Origin of the sequence: Pseudomonas reactans, assembly GCF_013387025.1 — a bacterium.
Classification (GTDB): Bacteria; Pseudomonadota; Gammaproteobacteria; order Pseudomonadales; family Pseudomonadaceae; genus Aquipseudomonas; species Aquipseudomonas reactans.
The window spans coordinates 256,873-270,669 of the sequence record NZ_JACAQP010000006.1 but is presented as its reverse complement, the minus strand read 5'-3'; the positions used below and the strand labels follow the sequence as shown (position 1 = coordinate 270,669).

Below are 13,797 nucleotides of genomic sequence, written 5' to 3'. Positions count from 1 at the left end.
CGAGCAAGCCCGCTCCCACATTTTTGAGCCGGTTTCTTCAGGATCATTTCCTATGACCAAATTCCCCACTGCCGTAAACCTGCACAAAACCTCCAACACCCTCGGCCTCACCTACGGGCCCGACGAGGTGTACCAACTCCCCGCCGAACTGCTGCGCACCCACTCGCCTTCCGCCGAGGTCCAGGGGCATGGCAAACCCATCCTGCAATTCGGCAAGCTCAACGTGAAGTTGATCAAGGTAGAACCGGCCGGCCAGTACGCACTGAAATTGACCTTCGACGACGGCCATGACAGCGGATTGTTCACCTGGGACTACCTCTATCAACTGGCCGTGCGTCAGGACGCGTTGTGGGCCGATTATCTGGCCGAACTCAAAGCAGCCGGCAAAACCCGCGATCCGGATCAATCGGTCGTGCGGCTGATGCTCTAGCCCAAGCCTCTTGCTCTTTAGAGGGCATTTTCTAATTTCATCTGCTTGAATGCCCTGTCGCGTGACCAACGATTGGTCCGCTTGCGAAAAAAATTAAACTCGGGTAACCAATGGAACTGGCAAGTTCCCTGCATTTGACGATGCGGTATCAACGGTCACCCGAGTCGCAGTACCAGGCTTGTGTTGTGTATCGAAACTGGGTGCGCAGCGGTCCCCGGTACTCGTCTTTCGGACAATGGAGCGTCGTAGATGAGTAACAAGAACAACGATGACTTGAAACGCCAGGCCTCGGAAAACACCCTGGGGCTCAACCCGATCATCGCGTTACGTAAAAAGGATTTACTCGCCTCGGCGAAGATGGTGCTGACCCAAGCCATCAAACAACCGCTGCACAGCGTCAAGCACGTCGCGCATTTTGGCGTCGAGTTGAAGAACGTGATGTTCGGCAAATCCGCGTTGGTACCCGAGAGCGACGACCGTCGTTTCCAGGACCCGGCCTGGAGCCAGAACCCGCTCTACAAACGCTATCTGCAAACCTACCTGGCGTGGCGCAAGGAACTGCACGACTGGATCGGCGACAGCAATCTGTCGGAACAAGACATCAGCCGCGGCCACTTCGTGATCAACCTGATGACCGAAGCCATGGCCCCCACCAACAGCGCGGCCAACCCGGCGGCGGTCAAACGTTTCTTTGAAACTGGCGGCAAGAGCCTGCTCGATGGCCTGTCCCACCTGGCCAAGGACATGGTGCATAACGGCGGCATGCCGAGCCAGGTCAACATGGGTGCCTTTGAAGTGGGCAAGACCCTGGGCACCACCGAAGGCGCCGTGGTGTTTCGCAACGACGTGCTGGAGCTGATCCAGTACAAGCCGATCACCGAACAGGTGCACGAACGCCCGCTGCTGGTGGTGCCGCCGCAGATCAACAAGTTCTATGTATTCGACCTGAGCCCGGAGAAGAGCCTGGCGCGCTTCTGCCTGCGCAATAACCAGCAGACTTTTATCGTCAGTTGGCGCAACCCAACCAAGGCTCAGCGCGAGTGGGGCCTGTCGACCTATATCGAGGCGCTCAAGGAAGCGGTGGATGTAGTCACGGCGATTACCGGCAGCAAAGATGTGAACATGCTCGGCGCCTGTTCCGGCGGCATCACCTGCACCGCCCTGCTTGGCCACTACGCGGCGCTGGGGGAGAAAAAGGTCAACGCCCTGACCCTGCTGGTGAGTGTGCTGGATACCACGCTGGATACCCAGGTAGCGCTGTTCGTTGACGAACAGACCCTGGAAGCGGCCAAGCGCCATTCCTACCAGGCCGGCGTGCTGGAAGGCCGCGACATGGCCAAGGTGTTCGCCTGGATGCGTCCCAACGACCTGATCTGGAACTACTGGGTCAATAACTACCTGCTGGGCAACGAGCCGCCGGTATTCGACATCCTGTTCTGGAACAACGACACCACACGTTTGCCGGCGGCCTTCCACGGCGATCTGATCGAGCTGTTCAAGAACAACCCATTGGTGCGAGCCAACGCCCTGGAAGTGTGCGGCACGCCCATCGACCTCAAGCAGGTCACCGCCGATATCTATTCGTTGGCCGGCACTAATGACCACATCACACCATGGCAGTCGTGCTACAAGTCGGCGCAGTTGTTCGGTGGCAAGGTCGAGTTCGTGCTGTCCAGCAGCGGGCATATCCAAAGCATCCTCAACCCGCCGGGCAACCCCAAGGCGCGTTACCAGACCAGCGACAGCCTGACGGCGAAACCGCTGGACTGGCAGGAGAATGCCACCAAGCACACCGATTCGTGGTGGCTGCATTGGCAGGCGTGGCAGGCGGAGCGGGCGGGGAAGTTGAAGAAAGCGCCTACGGCGCTGGGTAATAAAACGTACGCCGCAGCCGAAGCAGCACCGGGCACATACGTACATGAACGCTAGATTGAAATGAGATCCAAATGTGGGAGCGGGCTTGCTCGCGAACGCGGTCCATCAGTATCAAATGTGCTGACTGACACACTGCTTTCGCGAGCAAGCCCGCTCCCACATTTAGACCGCATTCCGGCTGTCACACTTCACAGGGCTTGAGCATGCCGCAACCGTTCATCTTCCGCACCATCGACCTGGATGGCCAGACCATCCGCACGGCGGTGCGCCCGGGCAAGCCTCACTTGACGCCGCTGCTGATCTTCAATGGCATCGGCGCCAACCTTGAGTTGGTGTTTCCGTTCGTCCAGGCGCTGGACCCGGACCTGGAAGTGATCGCGTTCGATGTGCCCGGAGTGGGCGGTTCATCTACGCCCAATCGGCCATACCGCTTTCCCGGCCTGGCCAAGCTCACTGCACGCATGCTCGATTATCTGGACTATGGCCAAGTGAACGCGGTGGGCGTGTCCTGGGGCGGCGCGTTGGCGCAGCAGTTTGCCTACGATTACCCGGAACGCTGCAAGAAGCTGATCCTGGCGGCCACGGCGGCAGGTGCGGTGATGGTGCCGGGCAAACCGAAAGTGTTGTGGCTGATGGCAAGTCCGCGCCGTTACATTCAACCGTCCCATGTGGTGCGCATTGCACCGATGATCTACGGCGGTTCGTTCCGCCGCGACTCGAAACTGGCCGCCGAACACGCGAGCAAAGTGCGCTCGGCCGGCAAGCTGGGTTACTACTGGCAGCTGTTCGCCGGGTTGGGCTGGACCAGCATCCACTGGCTACACAAGATCCGCCAACCCACCCTGGTGCTGGCGGGGGACGACGACCCGCTGATCCCGCTGATCAACATGCGCATGCTGGCCTGGCGCATTCCCAACGCACAGTTGCACATCATCGATGACGGCCACCTGTTCCTGATCACCCGGGCGGAGGCCGTGGCGCCGATCATCATGAAGTTTCTGGAAGAGGAGCGCATGCGCGCGGTGATCCATCCGCGACCGGCCGTGTAAGGACCACACCGCCGCGCAACTTGCCAGGAACCGGCTATGGTTCTGAATTGGCGTGCCTGTTTGATGGCTTGACGAAGGAGTGTTGGCTCATGCGAGAAAGACCCGTGACGAACCCGGCGCCCACCCCTGCCGCGTTCATCAATGCGCAAAATGCGATCACCGGCCTGCGCGGTCGGGACCTGCTGTCGACCCTGCGCAGCGTGGCCGCCCATGGCTTGCGCAACCCGGTGCATACCGTTCGGCATGCCTGGGCGTTGAGCGGTCAACTGGGTCGCGTGCTGCTCGGTGAAACCGTGCACGAACCCAACCCCAACGACGGCCGCTTCACCGACCCCACTTGGAAGCTCAACCCACTGTACCGACGCAGCCTGCAAGCCTATCTGAGCTGGCAGAAGCAGACCCGTCACTGGATCGATGACAGCAACCTGAGCGCCGATGACCGCGCCCGTGCGCATTTTGCTTTCTCGTTGATCAACGATGCGGTCTCCCCTTCCAACACCCTGCTCAACCCGCTGGCGATCAAGGAGCTGCTCAACTCCGGCGGCAACAGCGTGGTGCGCGGCGTGACCAACCTGTTCGAAGACCTTCTGCACAACAACGGCCTGCCGCGCCAGGTGAGCAAGCACGCCTTCGAGGTGGGCAAGACGGTCGCCACCACCCCCGGCTCCGTGGTGTTTCGCAACGAGCTGCTGGAGCTGATCCAGTACAAGCCCATGAGCGAAAAGCAGTACGCCAAGCCGCTGCTGATCGTGCCGCCACAAATCAACAAGTACTATATTTTCGACCTGAGCCCGGCCAACAGTTTTGTGCAGTACGCCCTGAAAAACGGCTTGCAAACCTTTATGGTCAGCTGGCGCAACCCGGACGTGCGCCATCGCGAATGGGGCTTGTCCACCTACGTCGCTGCGTTGGAGGAAGCACTCAACGTGTGCCGCGCGATCACCGGCGCCCGTGAGGTCAACCTGATGGGCGCCTGCGCCGGCGGCCTGACCATCGCCGCGCTGCAAGGTCACCTGCAGGCCAAGCGCCAGTTGCGCCGCATCTCCAGCGCCAGTTACCTGGTGAGCCTGCTGGACAGCCAGATCGACAGCCCCGCCACCCTGTTCGCCGACGAGCAGACCCTGGAAGCCGCCAAGCGCCGCTCCTATCAGCAAGGCGTGCTGGACGGCCGCGACATGGCCAAGGTGTTCGCCTGGATGCGCCCCAATGACCTGATCTGGAACTACTGGATCAACAACTACCTGCTGGGCAAGGAACCGCCGGCCTTCGACATCCTGTACTGGAACAACGACAACACGCGCCTGCCCGCCGCGCTGCACGGCGACCTGCTGGACTTCTTCAAGCACAACCCGCTCAGCCATCCCGGTGGCCTGGAAGTGTGTGGCACGCCGATCGATTTGCAGAAGGTCACGGTGGACAGCTTCAGTGTGGCGGGCATCAACGACCACATTACGCCGTGGGACGCGGTGTATCGCTCCACCCAATTGCTCGGCGGCGAGCGGCGCTTCGTGCTGTCCAACAGCGGGCATATCCAGAGCATCCTCAACCCGCCGGGCAACCCCAAGGCCAACTACGTCGAAAACCCCAAGCTGAGCAGCGACCCGCGTGCCTGGTACTACGACGCCAACCACGTCGAAGGCAGTTGGTGGCCGCAGTGGCTGGCGTGGATCCAGCAGCGCTCCGGCGTGCAACGGGAAACCCTCACCGCCCTGGGCAACCAGAATTACCCACCGATGGAAGCGGCACCCGGCACCTATGTGCGCGTGCGCTGAGCTCAACGATCACATTAAGAAGACTGGATGAAGACCCGCGACCGTATCCTTGAATGTGCCCTGCAGTTGTTCAACCAGAAGGGCGAGCCGAACGTGTCGACCATGGAGGTGGCCAACGAAATGGGGATCAGCCCCGGCAACCTCTACTACCACTTTCATGGCAAGGAGCCGTTGGTACTCGGGTTGTTCGAGCGCTTCCAGAATGAGCTGGCGCCCCTGCTCGACCCACCGGCGGACGCGCAACTGGAAGCCGAGGATTACTGGCTGTTCCTGCACCTGATCGTCGAGCGCATGGCGCATTACCGGTTCTTGTTCCAGGACTTGTCAAACCTGGCGGGGCGTTTGCCGAAGCTGGCCAAGGGGATTCGCAACCTGCTGACAGCACTCAAGCGGACCCTGGCGTCTTTGCTGGCGCGACTGAAGGCGGCGGGGCAGTTGGTCAGCAGCACCCAGGCCCTGGGGCAACTGGTGGAGCAGATCACCATGACCTTGCTGTTTTCGTTGGATTACCAGCGGATTCTTGACCGCGAAGGTGAGGTGCAGGTGGTGGTTTACCAGATCATGATGCTGGTGGCGCCGCATTTGCTGCCGCCGGCGCGGCAGGCGACTGAGCGCTTTGCCCTCAAGTATGTAGATCACACCCCATAAAAAATGCCCGACCTTTGCAGGCCGGGCATTTTTTGTATCCTGAGAAAAATCAGGACTGACTGGATGGCGTCGGGGTTGCCGGCGTTGCAGTCGGGGTCACAGCAGCAGGAGTCGGTGCGGACACCGAGTTGGCTGTGGAAGCGGTTGGCGCAGTAGCAGGCTTGGCCGCAACAGCAGGCTTGGGCGCTGCTGGTTTTTTCGCTACCGCTGGCTTCTTCGCGGCGGCGGGTTTTGCCGCTGGCTTGGCTGCAGCAGGTTTGGCTGCTGGTTTCGCGGCCGCCGGCTTGGCTGCAGGTTTCGCTGCGGCGGGTTTGGCAGCGGGTTTTGCTGCAGCAGTTTTGGCCACAGGCTTGGCGGCTGGTTTGGCAGCGGCCTTGGCTGCAGGTTTTGCGGCTGGCTTAGGCTTGGCAGCGGCTTTAGCGGCCACTGGTTTAGCAGCGGGTTTGGCGGCCGGTTTGGCGGCAGCGGTTTTGGCCGCTGGCTTGGCGGCTGGTTTAGCAGCAGCCTTGGCAGCAGGTTTTGCAGCCGGCTTGGCGGCAGCTCTTACCAGAGGCTTGGCCGCAGGTTTCGCAGCCGGTTTGGCCGCTGCGGTTTTAGCCGCTGGCTTGGCCGCCGGTTTTGCAGCAGCCGTTTTCGCGGGTGCCACTTTAGCGCCGGTGAGTTTTTCGATTTGCTTGGTCAAGGTATCGACCTTGCTGTGCAGCGTCTTCAGCTCTGCCTTACTTGGTACGCCCAGTCGCGAAATGGCACTGTTGAGGCGTTTGTCGAAAGTTTCTTCCAACTTGCCCCACGTGTCAGAAATGCTCGACTTGGCTGAACCGGCAGTTGCCTTGGCGGCTTCAACTTTTTTACCCACTGTGGTTTTGGTCAACTTCTCGGCCTTTTCGCCGTCCTTGACCAAAGTCTCGAAGTATTTGCCGCCGTCACTGCTAACCTTCGAGTACACGCCTAAACCAGCAAGCCAGATCTTACGGGAATATTTTTCAACTTCCCCGACCCACGAGCTGCCTTCTTTCTGAGTAGTCTTTTTAACAGCCATCCCGATGTCTCCTTAGTGTTTACGCGCGACACGTTCTAGCAATGTCGTCAGCTCTTCGAGCTTAGCAGAGAGTGTCTCAACGTCATGTTTAGACGCAATGCCGATTCGATTCAAGGCACTGGCCACACGAGTGTCAAAAGCTTTTTCAACTTTATCAAGCTGAACTTCTACCAGACCTTTGACGGCGGAGACATTACTCTTTACTTGGTCAATCTGACTGTTGGCGGCTTCAAGTTGTTCAACTGCAACTTTTTTACCTTTACTTTCAACATGTTGACCGGTCTTAACCAGCTCTTTGAAGTACTCGCTGCCCTCGCTTCCGACCTTGGCATAAGCGCCAAGTCCTGCCAGCCAGATCTTGCGGGCGTAGGATTTAACCTCGCTAAGGGTAGTGATCTGGGCGTCGATTTTTTTCTTCAGGATAACTTTGGCCATGGTGCACCTCACGCAGAATAGGGTGGAGGAACGGCCCACAGGAGTTGAGGGCTTGGGCACAAAGTAGGCTGGAAAATTAGAATCGGCACCCTAAGAACAGGCGGATCACGCCAACGCCTTATCCAAGGCTTTTTCGATTTCGGACTTGATGGTGCCACTCATGGCCGACATCAACAGGCCCAGTTCCACATCGATGCGTAACGAATCATCGGCGACGACTACTGTGCCCTTAACCCCCGAACGCTTGAGGTTCAAGGTGTCGCCGGACCACGACGGCTCCAGGCCATATTGTTCTTTGAGTTTGTGCGCCAACTTGTCGGCCTTTGCCCGTGCGCCTTCTTTACCCAGGGAATGTGCACGCTCAACGGTTATACGGGCCATTGCAATGACTCCTCTTTATAGGGATGGAGATACCTTCGATGCGGCAAAAGGTCTCGGTGACCACCCATCTTACCTGCAGCCTTGCCAAGACAAAGCAGGCCTTGGGGATTATCATGTCCCGCATTCTCTTTTGGTGACAGCGATATGACTGATCAGCGCAAAGGCAACGATGCCGAACCCACCACTCACTTCGGCTTCAAGAACGTCCCGGAAAGCCAGAAAGCGGAAAAAGTCGCTGAGGTGTTCCACTCCGTCGCGGCCAAGTACGACCTGATGAACGACGTACTGTCGGGCGGCATGCACCGCCTGTGGAAGCGTTTCACCATCGAGTTGTCGGGTGTTCGCCCTGGCAACCGTGTGCTGGACATCGCCGGCGGCACGGGTGACCTGGCGGCCAAGTTCTCCAAGTTGGTGGGCCCGACTGGCCAAGTAGTACTGGCCGACATCAACAGCTCGATGCTCAAGGTCGGGCGCGATCGCCTGCTGGATAAAGGCGTGGCCGGCAATATCGAGTTCGTCCAGGCCGACGCAGAGAAGCTGCCGTTCCCGGACAACCACTTCGACTGCGTGACCATCGCCTTCGGCTTGCGCAACGTCACCCACAAGGAAGACGCGATCCGTTCGATGCTGCGCGTGCTCAAGCCGGGTGGCCGTTTGCTGGTGCTGGAGTTCTCCAAGCCGACCAACGCGGTGATGTCCAAGGTCTACGACACTTACTCCTTCGCCTTCATGCCGCTGGTGGGCAAGCTGGTGCTCAACGACCCGGACAGCTATCGCTACTTGGCCGAATCGATCCGCATGCACCCCGACCAGGAAACCCTGAAGTCGATGATGGTAGAGGCCGGTTTCGACCGCGTGACCTACCACAACATGACCTCGGGTATCGTTGCCCTGCACCGCGGCATCAAGCCCTGATGCTGCTCAACGGCCTTCTCGCCAGCGTTGAACACGGTCTCAACCGTGTGCTGCGCCTGGACAGCACCGCCCTGGCGCGGCTTGCGCACCTCAATGGCAAAGTCATTGCCGTCGACTGCCGCAGCCCCGCCTTGCAGCTGTTTATCCTGCCCAGCGATGAAGGCCTGATGCTCGCGGCCCAATGGGCCGCCGACGCCGATTGCACCCTGCGTGCGCCGGCGTCGAGCCTGTTGCACCTGGCCCTAAGCCGCAACAAGACCGCCATCCTGCACAGCGCTGAAGTGGCGCTGGAAGGCGACAGCTCGGTGCTGATGGACCTGGCTGCCGTGCTGCAGGACCTGGAACTGGACTGGGAATATGAGCTGTCACGCTGGATCGGCCCGGTGGCCACCCAGTTGATCAGCGGGCACCTGCGCAGCCGTTCGCGCTGGTACCAGCAGGGGTTCGCCAGCCTCAACCAGAACCTCGCCGAATACCTGAGCGAAGAATCGCGCACCCTGGTCGGAGAACGTGAGGCGCAAGCGCGCTTTCGTGAGCTCGACAAGGCCAAAATCGACCTGGAACGCCTTGAGGCCCGCTTCGAGCGCCTGAGCCGTTCCCTTGATCCAAGCGATAACGCATGAAGCTGCTCGCCGTCCGCCGTTTGTTTCGTATCCAGCGCGTCGTAATCCGCTACCAACTCGATGACCTGCTGTTCGCCCTGCCCCTGCCGTGGTTCCTGCTGGCAGTACGCTATGTGCTGCCGTGGCGCTGGTTCCCGCGCAAGAAGCTGGAGCTCAGCCGTGGCGCGCGCCTGCGCCTGGCGTTGCAGGACCTGGGGCCGATCTTCATCAAGTTCGGGCAGATCCTCTCGACCCGCCGCGACTTGCTACCCGAAGACATCGCCAACGAGCTGATGCTGCTGCAGGACCGCGTGCCTCCGTTCGACTCCCAACAGTCGATGGCGTTGATCGAAGAGCAACTGGGCAAAAAGATCAGCGAAGTCTTCAGCCGCTTTGACGTCGAGCCTCTCGCGTCGGCCTCCGTCGCCCAAGTGCACGCGGCGCAGCTCAAGACCGGCGAAGAGGTGGTGGTTAAGGTGATCCGCCCCGGCCTCAAGCCGATCATCGGCCAGGACCTGGCGTGGCTGTTCATCCTCGCCCGTGCCGCCGAGCGTTTCTCGGCCGATGCGCGCCTGCTGCACCCGGTGGACGTGGTCGCCGACTACGAAAAAACTATCTACGACGAACTCGACCTGCTGCGCGAAGCCGCCAATGCCAGCCAGCTCAAGCGCAACTTCGAAGGTTCGCCCCTGCTGTACGTGCCCCAAGTGTATTGGGACTGGTGCCGCCCCAAAGTGCTGGTGATGGAGCGCATCTACGGCGTGCAGGTCACCGACCTCGCGACCCTGGCCGACCAGCGCACCAACATGAAGATGCTCGCCGAGCGCGGCGTGGAGATCTTCTTCACTCAGGTGTTCCGCGACAGTTTCTTCCACGCCGACATGCACCCCGGCAACATCTTCGTCAGCACCGTGAACCCCTGGAGCCCGCAGTACATTGCGATCGACTGCGGCATCGTCGGCAGCCTGACCCCGGAAGACCAGGACTACCTGGCCCGCAACCTGTTCGCCTTCTTCAAGCGCGACTATCGCCGTGTGGCGCAGTTGCACATTGATTCAGGCTGGGTGCCGGCGGAAACCAAGCTCAACGAATTCGAAGCGGCGATCCGCACCGTGTGCGAGCCAATCTTCGAAAAACCGTTAAAAGATATTTCATTCGGCCAAGTGCTGATGCGCCTGTTCCAGACCGCGCGACGCTTCAATATGGAAGTGCAGCCACAGCTGGTATTGCTGCAAAAAACCCTGTTGAACATCGAAGGCCTGGGCCGCCAGCTGTACCCGGACCTCGATCTGTGGAACACCGCCCAGCCGTTCCTGGAACGCTGGATGCGCGAACGCATGAGCCCGAAAACCGTGCTGGGCAACCTGCATAGCCAGATGGAACAACTGCCGCACCTGGCCAACATGACCCGCGACCTGTTGGAGCGTATGTCCCAGCCCCACGCCAAGGACCCGGCGCCGCCCTGGAAGCAGCGCAAGGACGACTGGTTCCTGCGCCTGCTGGGCGCTGCGCACCTGGTCGGCGGGGTGATGCTGGCCATCGGTGGCCCGCTGAACCAACTGGGCCACTGGCCGGCTGGCATCATGGTCGCCGTGGGTGTTTATCTGATCGTGCGTCGATAGCCAATCCGGTTATACACTGTCGCAAATTGCCGGAGCCGAACATGAAAGACTGGCTGGACGAGATCAAGTGGGACAGTGACGGCCTGGTGCCGGCCATTGCCCAGGACTATAAGACCGGGCGCGTGCTGATGATGGCCTGGATGAACCGCGAGGCCCTGGGCCTCACCGCCACTGAGCAGCGCGCCATCTATTGGTCACGCTCGCGTGGCAAACTGTGGCGCAAGGGCGAAGAGTCCGGGCACGTGCAGACCCTGCACGAGATGCGCATCGACTGCGACGCCGACGTGGTGATCCTCAAGGTCGAGCAGATCGGCGACATCGCCTGCCACACCGGCCGTCACAGTTGCTTCTATCGCGTGTTCGAGAACGGCGAATGGAAAGTGGTGGAGCCGGTGCTCAAAGACCCGCACGCCATCTACTCGGCAGGACACTAGACATGAGCGATACCCTGAACCGCGTGGCCCAGGTACTGGAAGACCGCAAAGGCGCGGACGCCGACAGTTCCTACGTCGCCAGCCTGTACCACAAGGGCTTGAACAAGATCCTGGAAAAGCTCGGCGAAGAATCCGTCGAGACCATCATTGCGGCCAAGGACGCGCAAATCAGCGGTGATTACAGCGATGTAATCTATGAGACCGCTGACTTGTGGTTCCATAGCCTGGTCATGCTTGCCCAACTGGGGCAGCATCCGCAGGCTGTGCTGGATGAACTGGACCGACGCTTCGGCTTGTCCGGGCATGCCGAGAAAGCCTCGCGCCCGTCCGCCTGAATAACTAAGACTTGAGGATTTGCAGCATGGGCATTTTTGACTGGAAACACTGGATCGTCATTCTGGTGGTGGTGGTACTGGTGTTCGGCACCAAGAAACTCAAGAACCTGGGCACCGACGTGGGCGAGTCGATCAAGGGCTTCCGCAAAGCCATGAATGACGACGAGAAACCCGCCGACCAAGCCGCCAACCCGGTGCCACCGGCGCAGCCTGTGCACCCGCAGGCCACCCAGCCGATCACCGAGCGTCGCACCTTCGACGTGCAGGCTGAGAAAGTCGAAGAGCCGACCCGCAAAGACTCGTGAGCACTGACTAATGTTTGGTATCAGCTTCTCTGAACTGCTGCTCGTCGGCCTCGTGGCCCTGCTGGTACTGGGGCCGGAACGCCTGCCCGGTGCCGCACGCACGGCCGGCCTGTGGATCGGGCGCCTGAAACGCAGTTTCAACGCCATCAAACAGGAAGTTGAACGGGAAATCGGCGCCGACGAGATCCGCCGGCAACTGCACAACGAGCACATCCTGTCGTTGGAGCAAGAAGCCCGCAAAATTCTGTCGCCGCTGCAGGAACCCGCCAAACCCGCGGCGCCTGTGGCTGAAAACAGCATCGCGCCTGTTGTCGATGCAGCCCCCGTGGCACCGATCGCGCCCACCGAGCCTGCGCCGACGCCCATCGCGTCGCCCGCGCCCCATGACCCTACATTGCCGCCGCGAGCCCCATGAGCGCTGATAAACCGGAAAACGACCAGCATATGCCGCTGGTCTCGCACCTCACCGAGCTGCGTACCCGCCTGCTGCGTTGCGTAGCGGCCATTTTCATCATCTTTGCCGGGTTGTTCGCCTTTACCCAGCAGATCTACACCTTCGTCTCCACGCCGCTGCGCCAGTACCTGCCGGCCGGCGCGACGATGATCGCCACCGACGTGTCGTCGCCGTTCCTCACGCCGTTGAAGCTGACCATGATGGTCTCGCTGTTCCTGGCGATCCCGGTGATCCTGCACCAGATCTGGGGCTTTATCGCGCCGGGCCTGTACAAGCATGAGAAGCGCATCGCCGTGCCGTTGCTGGTGTCGAGCATCCTGCTGTTCTACACCGGCATGGCGTTCGCCTACTTCCTGGTGTTCCCGCTGATCTTCAAATTCTTCGCCGCCGCCACCCCGGCCGGTGTAGAAATGATGACCGACATCACCAGCTACCTCGACTTTGTGATGACGCTGTTCTTCGCCTTTGGCGTGGCCTTCGAAATCCCGGTGGCCGTGGTGCTGCTGGTATGGATCGGCGTGGTCAACGTGGCGTACCTGAAGAAGATCCGCCCGTACGTGATCATCGGCTGCTTCGTGGTCGGCATGATCCTTACGCCACCGGACATCTTCTCCCAGACCCTGCTGGCCGTGCCGATGTGGATGCTGTTCGAGATCGGCATCCTGTTCAGCGGCTTGATCAGCAAGCGCGGCGAACACCCGGATGACCAGCCCGACGACGACCAGCCGCCAGCGACCCAGCCGTGAACCTGCTGCTCCTTGAAGAGGCCGACTTCATCGCGGCCGACCGTGTGGTGCTGCGTGATCGACGCCTGGTGCACATGCAGGAAGTCCACCGCGCCGCCGTCGGCGACAGCCTGCGCGTCGGCCGCATCGGCGGGCAAATGGGCAATGCCCAGCTGCTGCGCCTGGAAGCGGCTGAAGCCGAACTGCACGTCAGCTTCGACCAACCGCCGCCGGCCAAACTGCCGCTGACCCTGCTGCTGGCGCTGCCGCGCCCGAAGATGCTACGTCGGGTGCTGCAGACCGTGGCCGCCATGGGCGTGCCCAAGGTGGTGCTGCTCAACAGCTACCGCGTCGAAAAGAGCTTCTGGCAAACCCCGTTCCTGGAACCCGAAGCGATTCGCGAACAACTGATCCTCGGCCTGGAACAGGCGCGGGACACGGTGTTGCCCGAGATCATCATCGAAAAACGCTTCAAACCCTTCGTCGAAGACCGCCTGCCAGCCATGACGGCGGGCACCCTGGGCCTGATCGGTCATCCCGGTGATTACCCGGCCTGCCCGCGCGGGCTCGATGAGCCGGTGACCCTGGCGATCGGCCCGGAAGGCGGCTGGATTCCGTATGAAGTGGACCTGCTGACAAAGGCTGGCTTGCAACCCGTTCAACTGGGCGCGCGCATCCTGCGCGTCGAAACCGCCGTCACCGCCCTGCTCGCCAGGCTCTTCTAACGGGGCCCGCCCTCCTGTAGGAGCGAGCTTGCTCGCGAAGGTCGTTAACGA

Annotated in this window: 17 protein-coding genes; 14 read left to right on the top strand and 3 right to left on the bottom strand. The window is 60.7% G+C overall.

All coding sequences use genetic code 11. The features are described 5' to 3' along the window. The first annotated feature begins 52 nt into the window (after positions 1-52). The 5 genes from HX793_RS07700 to HX793_RS07680 all read left to right on the top strand — a co-directional run bounded on the left by HX793_RS07700 (position 53) and on the right by HX793_RS07680 (position 5,774). On the top strand, positions 53-430 hold the full coding sequence (locus HX793_RS07700) for a gamma-butyrobetaine hydroxylase family protein (protein WP_016979178.1): 378 nt from the start codon (positions 53-55) through the stop codon (positions 428-430). Between the two features lie 249 nt (positions 431-679). Next, positions 680-2,359: a class II poly(R)-hydroxyalkanoic acid synthase gene (gene phaC, locus HX793_RS07695; protein WP_016979177.1), complete on the top strand. Its 1,680-nt coding sequence runs from the start codon at positions 680-682 to the stop codon at positions 2,357-2,359. Positions 2,360-2,508: 149 nt separating this feature from the next. Continuing rightward, on the top strand, positions 2,509-3,354 hold the full coding sequence (gene phaZ / locus HX793_RS07690; protein ID WP_016979176.1) for a poly(3-hydroxyalkanoate) depolymerase: 846 nt from the start codon (positions 2,509-2,511) through the stop codon (positions 3,352-3,354). An 89-nt stretch (positions 3,355-3,443) separates the two neighbouring features. Beyond that, positions 3,444-5,126 (top strand): class II poly(R)-hydroxyalkanoic acid synthase, encoded by a 1,683-nt coding sequence (phaC, locus tag HX793_RS07685; protein ID WP_177051664.1) that lies wholly within the window; start codon positions 3,444-3,446, stop codon positions 5,124-5,126. A 27-nt stretch (positions 5,127-5,153) separates the two neighbouring features. Beyond that, entirely contained in the window at positions 5,154-5,774 is a 621-nt protein-coding gene (locus tag HX793_RS07680; protein WP_095014376.1) for a TetR/AcrR family transcriptional regulator, read from the top strand. Positions 5,775-5,823: 49 nt separating this feature from the next. Here HX793_RS07680 and HX793_RS07675 read toward each other — a convergent pair whose 3' ends face one another. The 3 genes from HX793_RS07675 to HX793_RS07665 all read right to left on the bottom strand — a co-directional run bounded on the left by HX793_RS07675 (position 5,824) and on the right by HX793_RS07665 (position 7,629). After that, on the bottom strand, positions 5,824-6,813 hold the full coding sequence (locus tag HX793_RS07675) for a phasin family protein (protein WP_177051666.1): 990 nt from the start codon (positions 6,811-6,813) through the stop codon (positions 5,824-5,826). 12 nt (positions 6,814-6,825) lie between these two features. Beyond that, positions 6,826-7,248 carry a phasin family protein gene (locus HX793_RS07670; protein ID WP_095014374.1) on the bottom strand — a complete coding sequence of 141 codons (423 nt, stop codon included), beginning with the start codon at positions 7,246-7,248 and terminating at the stop codon, positions 6,826-6,828. Positions 7,249-7,353: 105 nt separating this feature from the next. Continuing rightward, complete coding sequence (locus HX793_RS07665; RefSeq protein ID WP_016979171.1) at positions 7,354-7,629, bottom strand: polyhydroxyalkanoic acid system family protein; 276 nt, start codon at positions 7,627-7,629, stop codon at positions 7,354-7,356. Between the two features lie 144 nt (positions 7,630-7,773). On the opposite strand from HX793_RS07665, the gene ubiE reads away from it, so the two are divergent. The 9 genes from ubiE to HX793_RS07620 are packed head-to-tail and all read left to right on the top strand — an operon-like array spanning position 7,774 to position 13,746. After that, on the top strand, positions 7,774-8,544 hold the full coding sequence (gene ubiE / locus HX793_RS07660; RefSeq protein WP_016979169.1) for a bifunctional demethylmenaquinone methyltransferase/2-methoxy-6-polyprenyl-1,4-benzoquinol methylase UbiE: 771 nt from the start codon (positions 7,774-7,776) through the stop codon (positions 8,542-8,544). Continuing rightward, positions 8,544-9,167 (top strand): ubiquinone biosynthesis accessory factor UbiJ, encoded by a 624-nt coding sequence (locus HX793_RS07655; protein ID WP_177051668.1) that lies wholly within the window; start codon positions 8,544-8,546, stop codon positions 9,165-9,167. The genes ubiE and HX793_RS07655 overlap by 1 nt, the downstream gene beginning before the upstream one ends. After that, positions 9,164-10,768, top strand: coding sequence for a ubiquinone biosynthesis regulatory protein kinase UbiB (gene ubiB, locus HX793_RS07650; protein WP_177094600.1), 1,605 nt, complete (start codon positions 9,164-9,166; stop codon positions 10,766-10,768). Before HX793_RS07655 ends, ubiB begins: the two co-directional genes overlap by 4 nt. A 41-nt stretch (positions 10,769-10,809) precedes the next feature. Next, positions 10,810-11,202: a phosphoribosyl-AMP cyclohydrolase gene (hisI, locus tag HX793_RS07645; RefSeq protein ID WP_177051672.1), complete on the top strand. Its 393-nt coding sequence runs from the start codon at positions 10,810-10,812 to the stop codon at positions 11,200-11,202. Between the two features lie 2 nt (positions 11,203-11,204). Then, positions 11,205-11,537, top strand: coding sequence for a phosphoribosyl-ATP diphosphatase (locus tag HX793_RS07640; RefSeq protein WP_003187881.1), 333 nt, complete (start codon positions 11,205-11,207; stop codon positions 11,535-11,537). Between the two features lie 26 nt (positions 11,538-11,563). Beyond that, positions 11,564-11,842: a twin-arginine translocase TatA/TatE family subunit gene (locus HX793_RS07635; protein ID WP_177051674.1), complete on the top strand. Its 279-nt coding sequence runs from the start codon at positions 11,564-11,566 to the stop codon at positions 11,840-11,842. 10 nt (positions 11,843-11,852) lie between these two features. Next, positions 11,853-12,257 carry a Sec-independent protein translocase protein TatB gene (gene tatB / locus HX793_RS07630; RefSeq protein ID WP_177094598.1) on the top strand — a complete coding sequence of 135 codons (405 nt, stop codon included), beginning with the start codon at positions 11,853-11,855 and terminating at the stop codon, positions 12,255-12,257. Then, positions 12,254-13,042, top strand: a complete 789-nt coding sequence (gene tatC, locus HX793_RS07625; protein ID WP_010213805.1) for a twin-arginine translocase subunit TatC — start codon at positions 12,254-12,256, stop codon at positions 13,040-13,042. Before tatB ends, tatC begins: the two co-directional genes overlap by 4 nt. Beyond that, positions 13,039-13,746 (top strand): 16S rRNA (uracil(1498)-N(3))-methyltransferase, encoded by a 708-nt coding sequence (locus HX793_RS07620; RefSeq protein ID WP_177051678.1) that lies wholly within the window; start codon positions 13,039-13,041, stop codon positions 13,744-13,746. Before tatC ends, HX793_RS07620 begins: the two co-directional genes overlap by 4 nt. Positions 13,747-13,797: the final 51 nt, after the last annotated feature.

What these genes read in the sequence shown, in the direction of transcription:
- HX793_RS07655 (WP_177051668.1), top strand. Translation starts at nt 8,544, where the DNA reads ATGCTGCTCAACGGCCTTCTCGCCAGCGTTGAACACGGTCTCAACCGT.
- HX793_RS07635 (WP_177051674.1), top strand. Translation starts at nt 11,564, where the DNA reads ATGGGCATTTTTGACTGGAAACACTGGATCGTCATTCTGGTGGTGGTG.
- tatC (WP_010213805.1), top strand. Translation starts at nt 12,254, where the DNA reads ATGAGCGCTGATAAACCGGAAAACGACCAGCATATGCCGCTGGTCTCG.
- hisI (WP_177051672.1), top strand. Translation starts at nt 10,810, where the DNA reads ATGAAAGACTGGCTGGACGAGATCAAGTGGGACAGTGACGGCCTGGTG.
- tatB (WP_177094598.1), top strand. Translation starts at nt 11,853, where the DNA reads ATGTTTGGTATCAGCTTCTCTGAACTGCTGCTCGTCGGCCTCGTGGCC.
- HX793_RS07675 (WP_177051666.1), bottom strand. Translation starts at nt 6,813, where the DNA reads ATGGCTGTTAAAAAGACTACTCAGAAAGAAGGCAGCTCGTGGGTCGGG.
- phaC (WP_177051664.1), top strand. Translation starts at nt 3,444, where the DNA reads ATGCGAGAAAGACCCGTGACGAACCCGGCGCCCACCCCTGCCGCGTTC.
- HX793_RS07665 (WP_016979171.1), bottom strand. Translation starts at nt 7,629, where the DNA reads ATGGCCCGTATAACCGTTGAGCGTGCACATTCCCTGGGTAAAGAAGGC.
- HX793_RS07670 (WP_095014374.1), bottom strand. Translation starts at nt 7,248, where the DNA reads ATGGCCAAAGTTATCCTGAAGAAAAAAATCGACGCCCAGATCACTACC.
- phaC (WP_016979177.1), top strand. Translation starts at nt 680, where the DNA reads ATGAGTAACAAGAACAACGATGACTTGAAACGCCAGGCCTCGGAAAAC.
- phaZ (WP_016979176.1), top strand. Translation starts at nt 2,509, where the DNA reads ATGCCGCAACCGTTCATCTTCCGCACCATCGACCTGGATGGCCAGACC.
- ubiB (WP_177094600.1), top strand. Translation starts at nt 9,164, where the DNA reads ATGAAGCTGCTCGCCGTCCGCCGTTTGTTTCGTATCCAGCGCGTCGTA.
- HX793_RS07640 (WP_003187881.1), top strand. Translation starts at nt 11,205, where the DNA reads ATGAGCGATACCCTGAACCGCGTGGCCCAGGTACTGGAAGACCGCAAA.
- ubiE (WP_016979169.1), top strand. Translation starts at nt 7,774, where the DNA reads ATGACTGATCAGCGCAAAGGCAACGATGCCGAACCCACCACTCACTTC.
- HX793_RS07700 (WP_016979178.1), top strand. Translation starts at nt 53, where the DNA reads ATGACCAAATTCCCCACTGCCGTAAACCTGCACAAAACCTCCAACACC.
- HX793_RS07680 (WP_095014376.1), top strand. Translation starts at nt 5,154, where the DNA reads ATGAAGACCCGCGACCGTATCCTTGAATGTGCCCTGCAGTTGTTCAAC.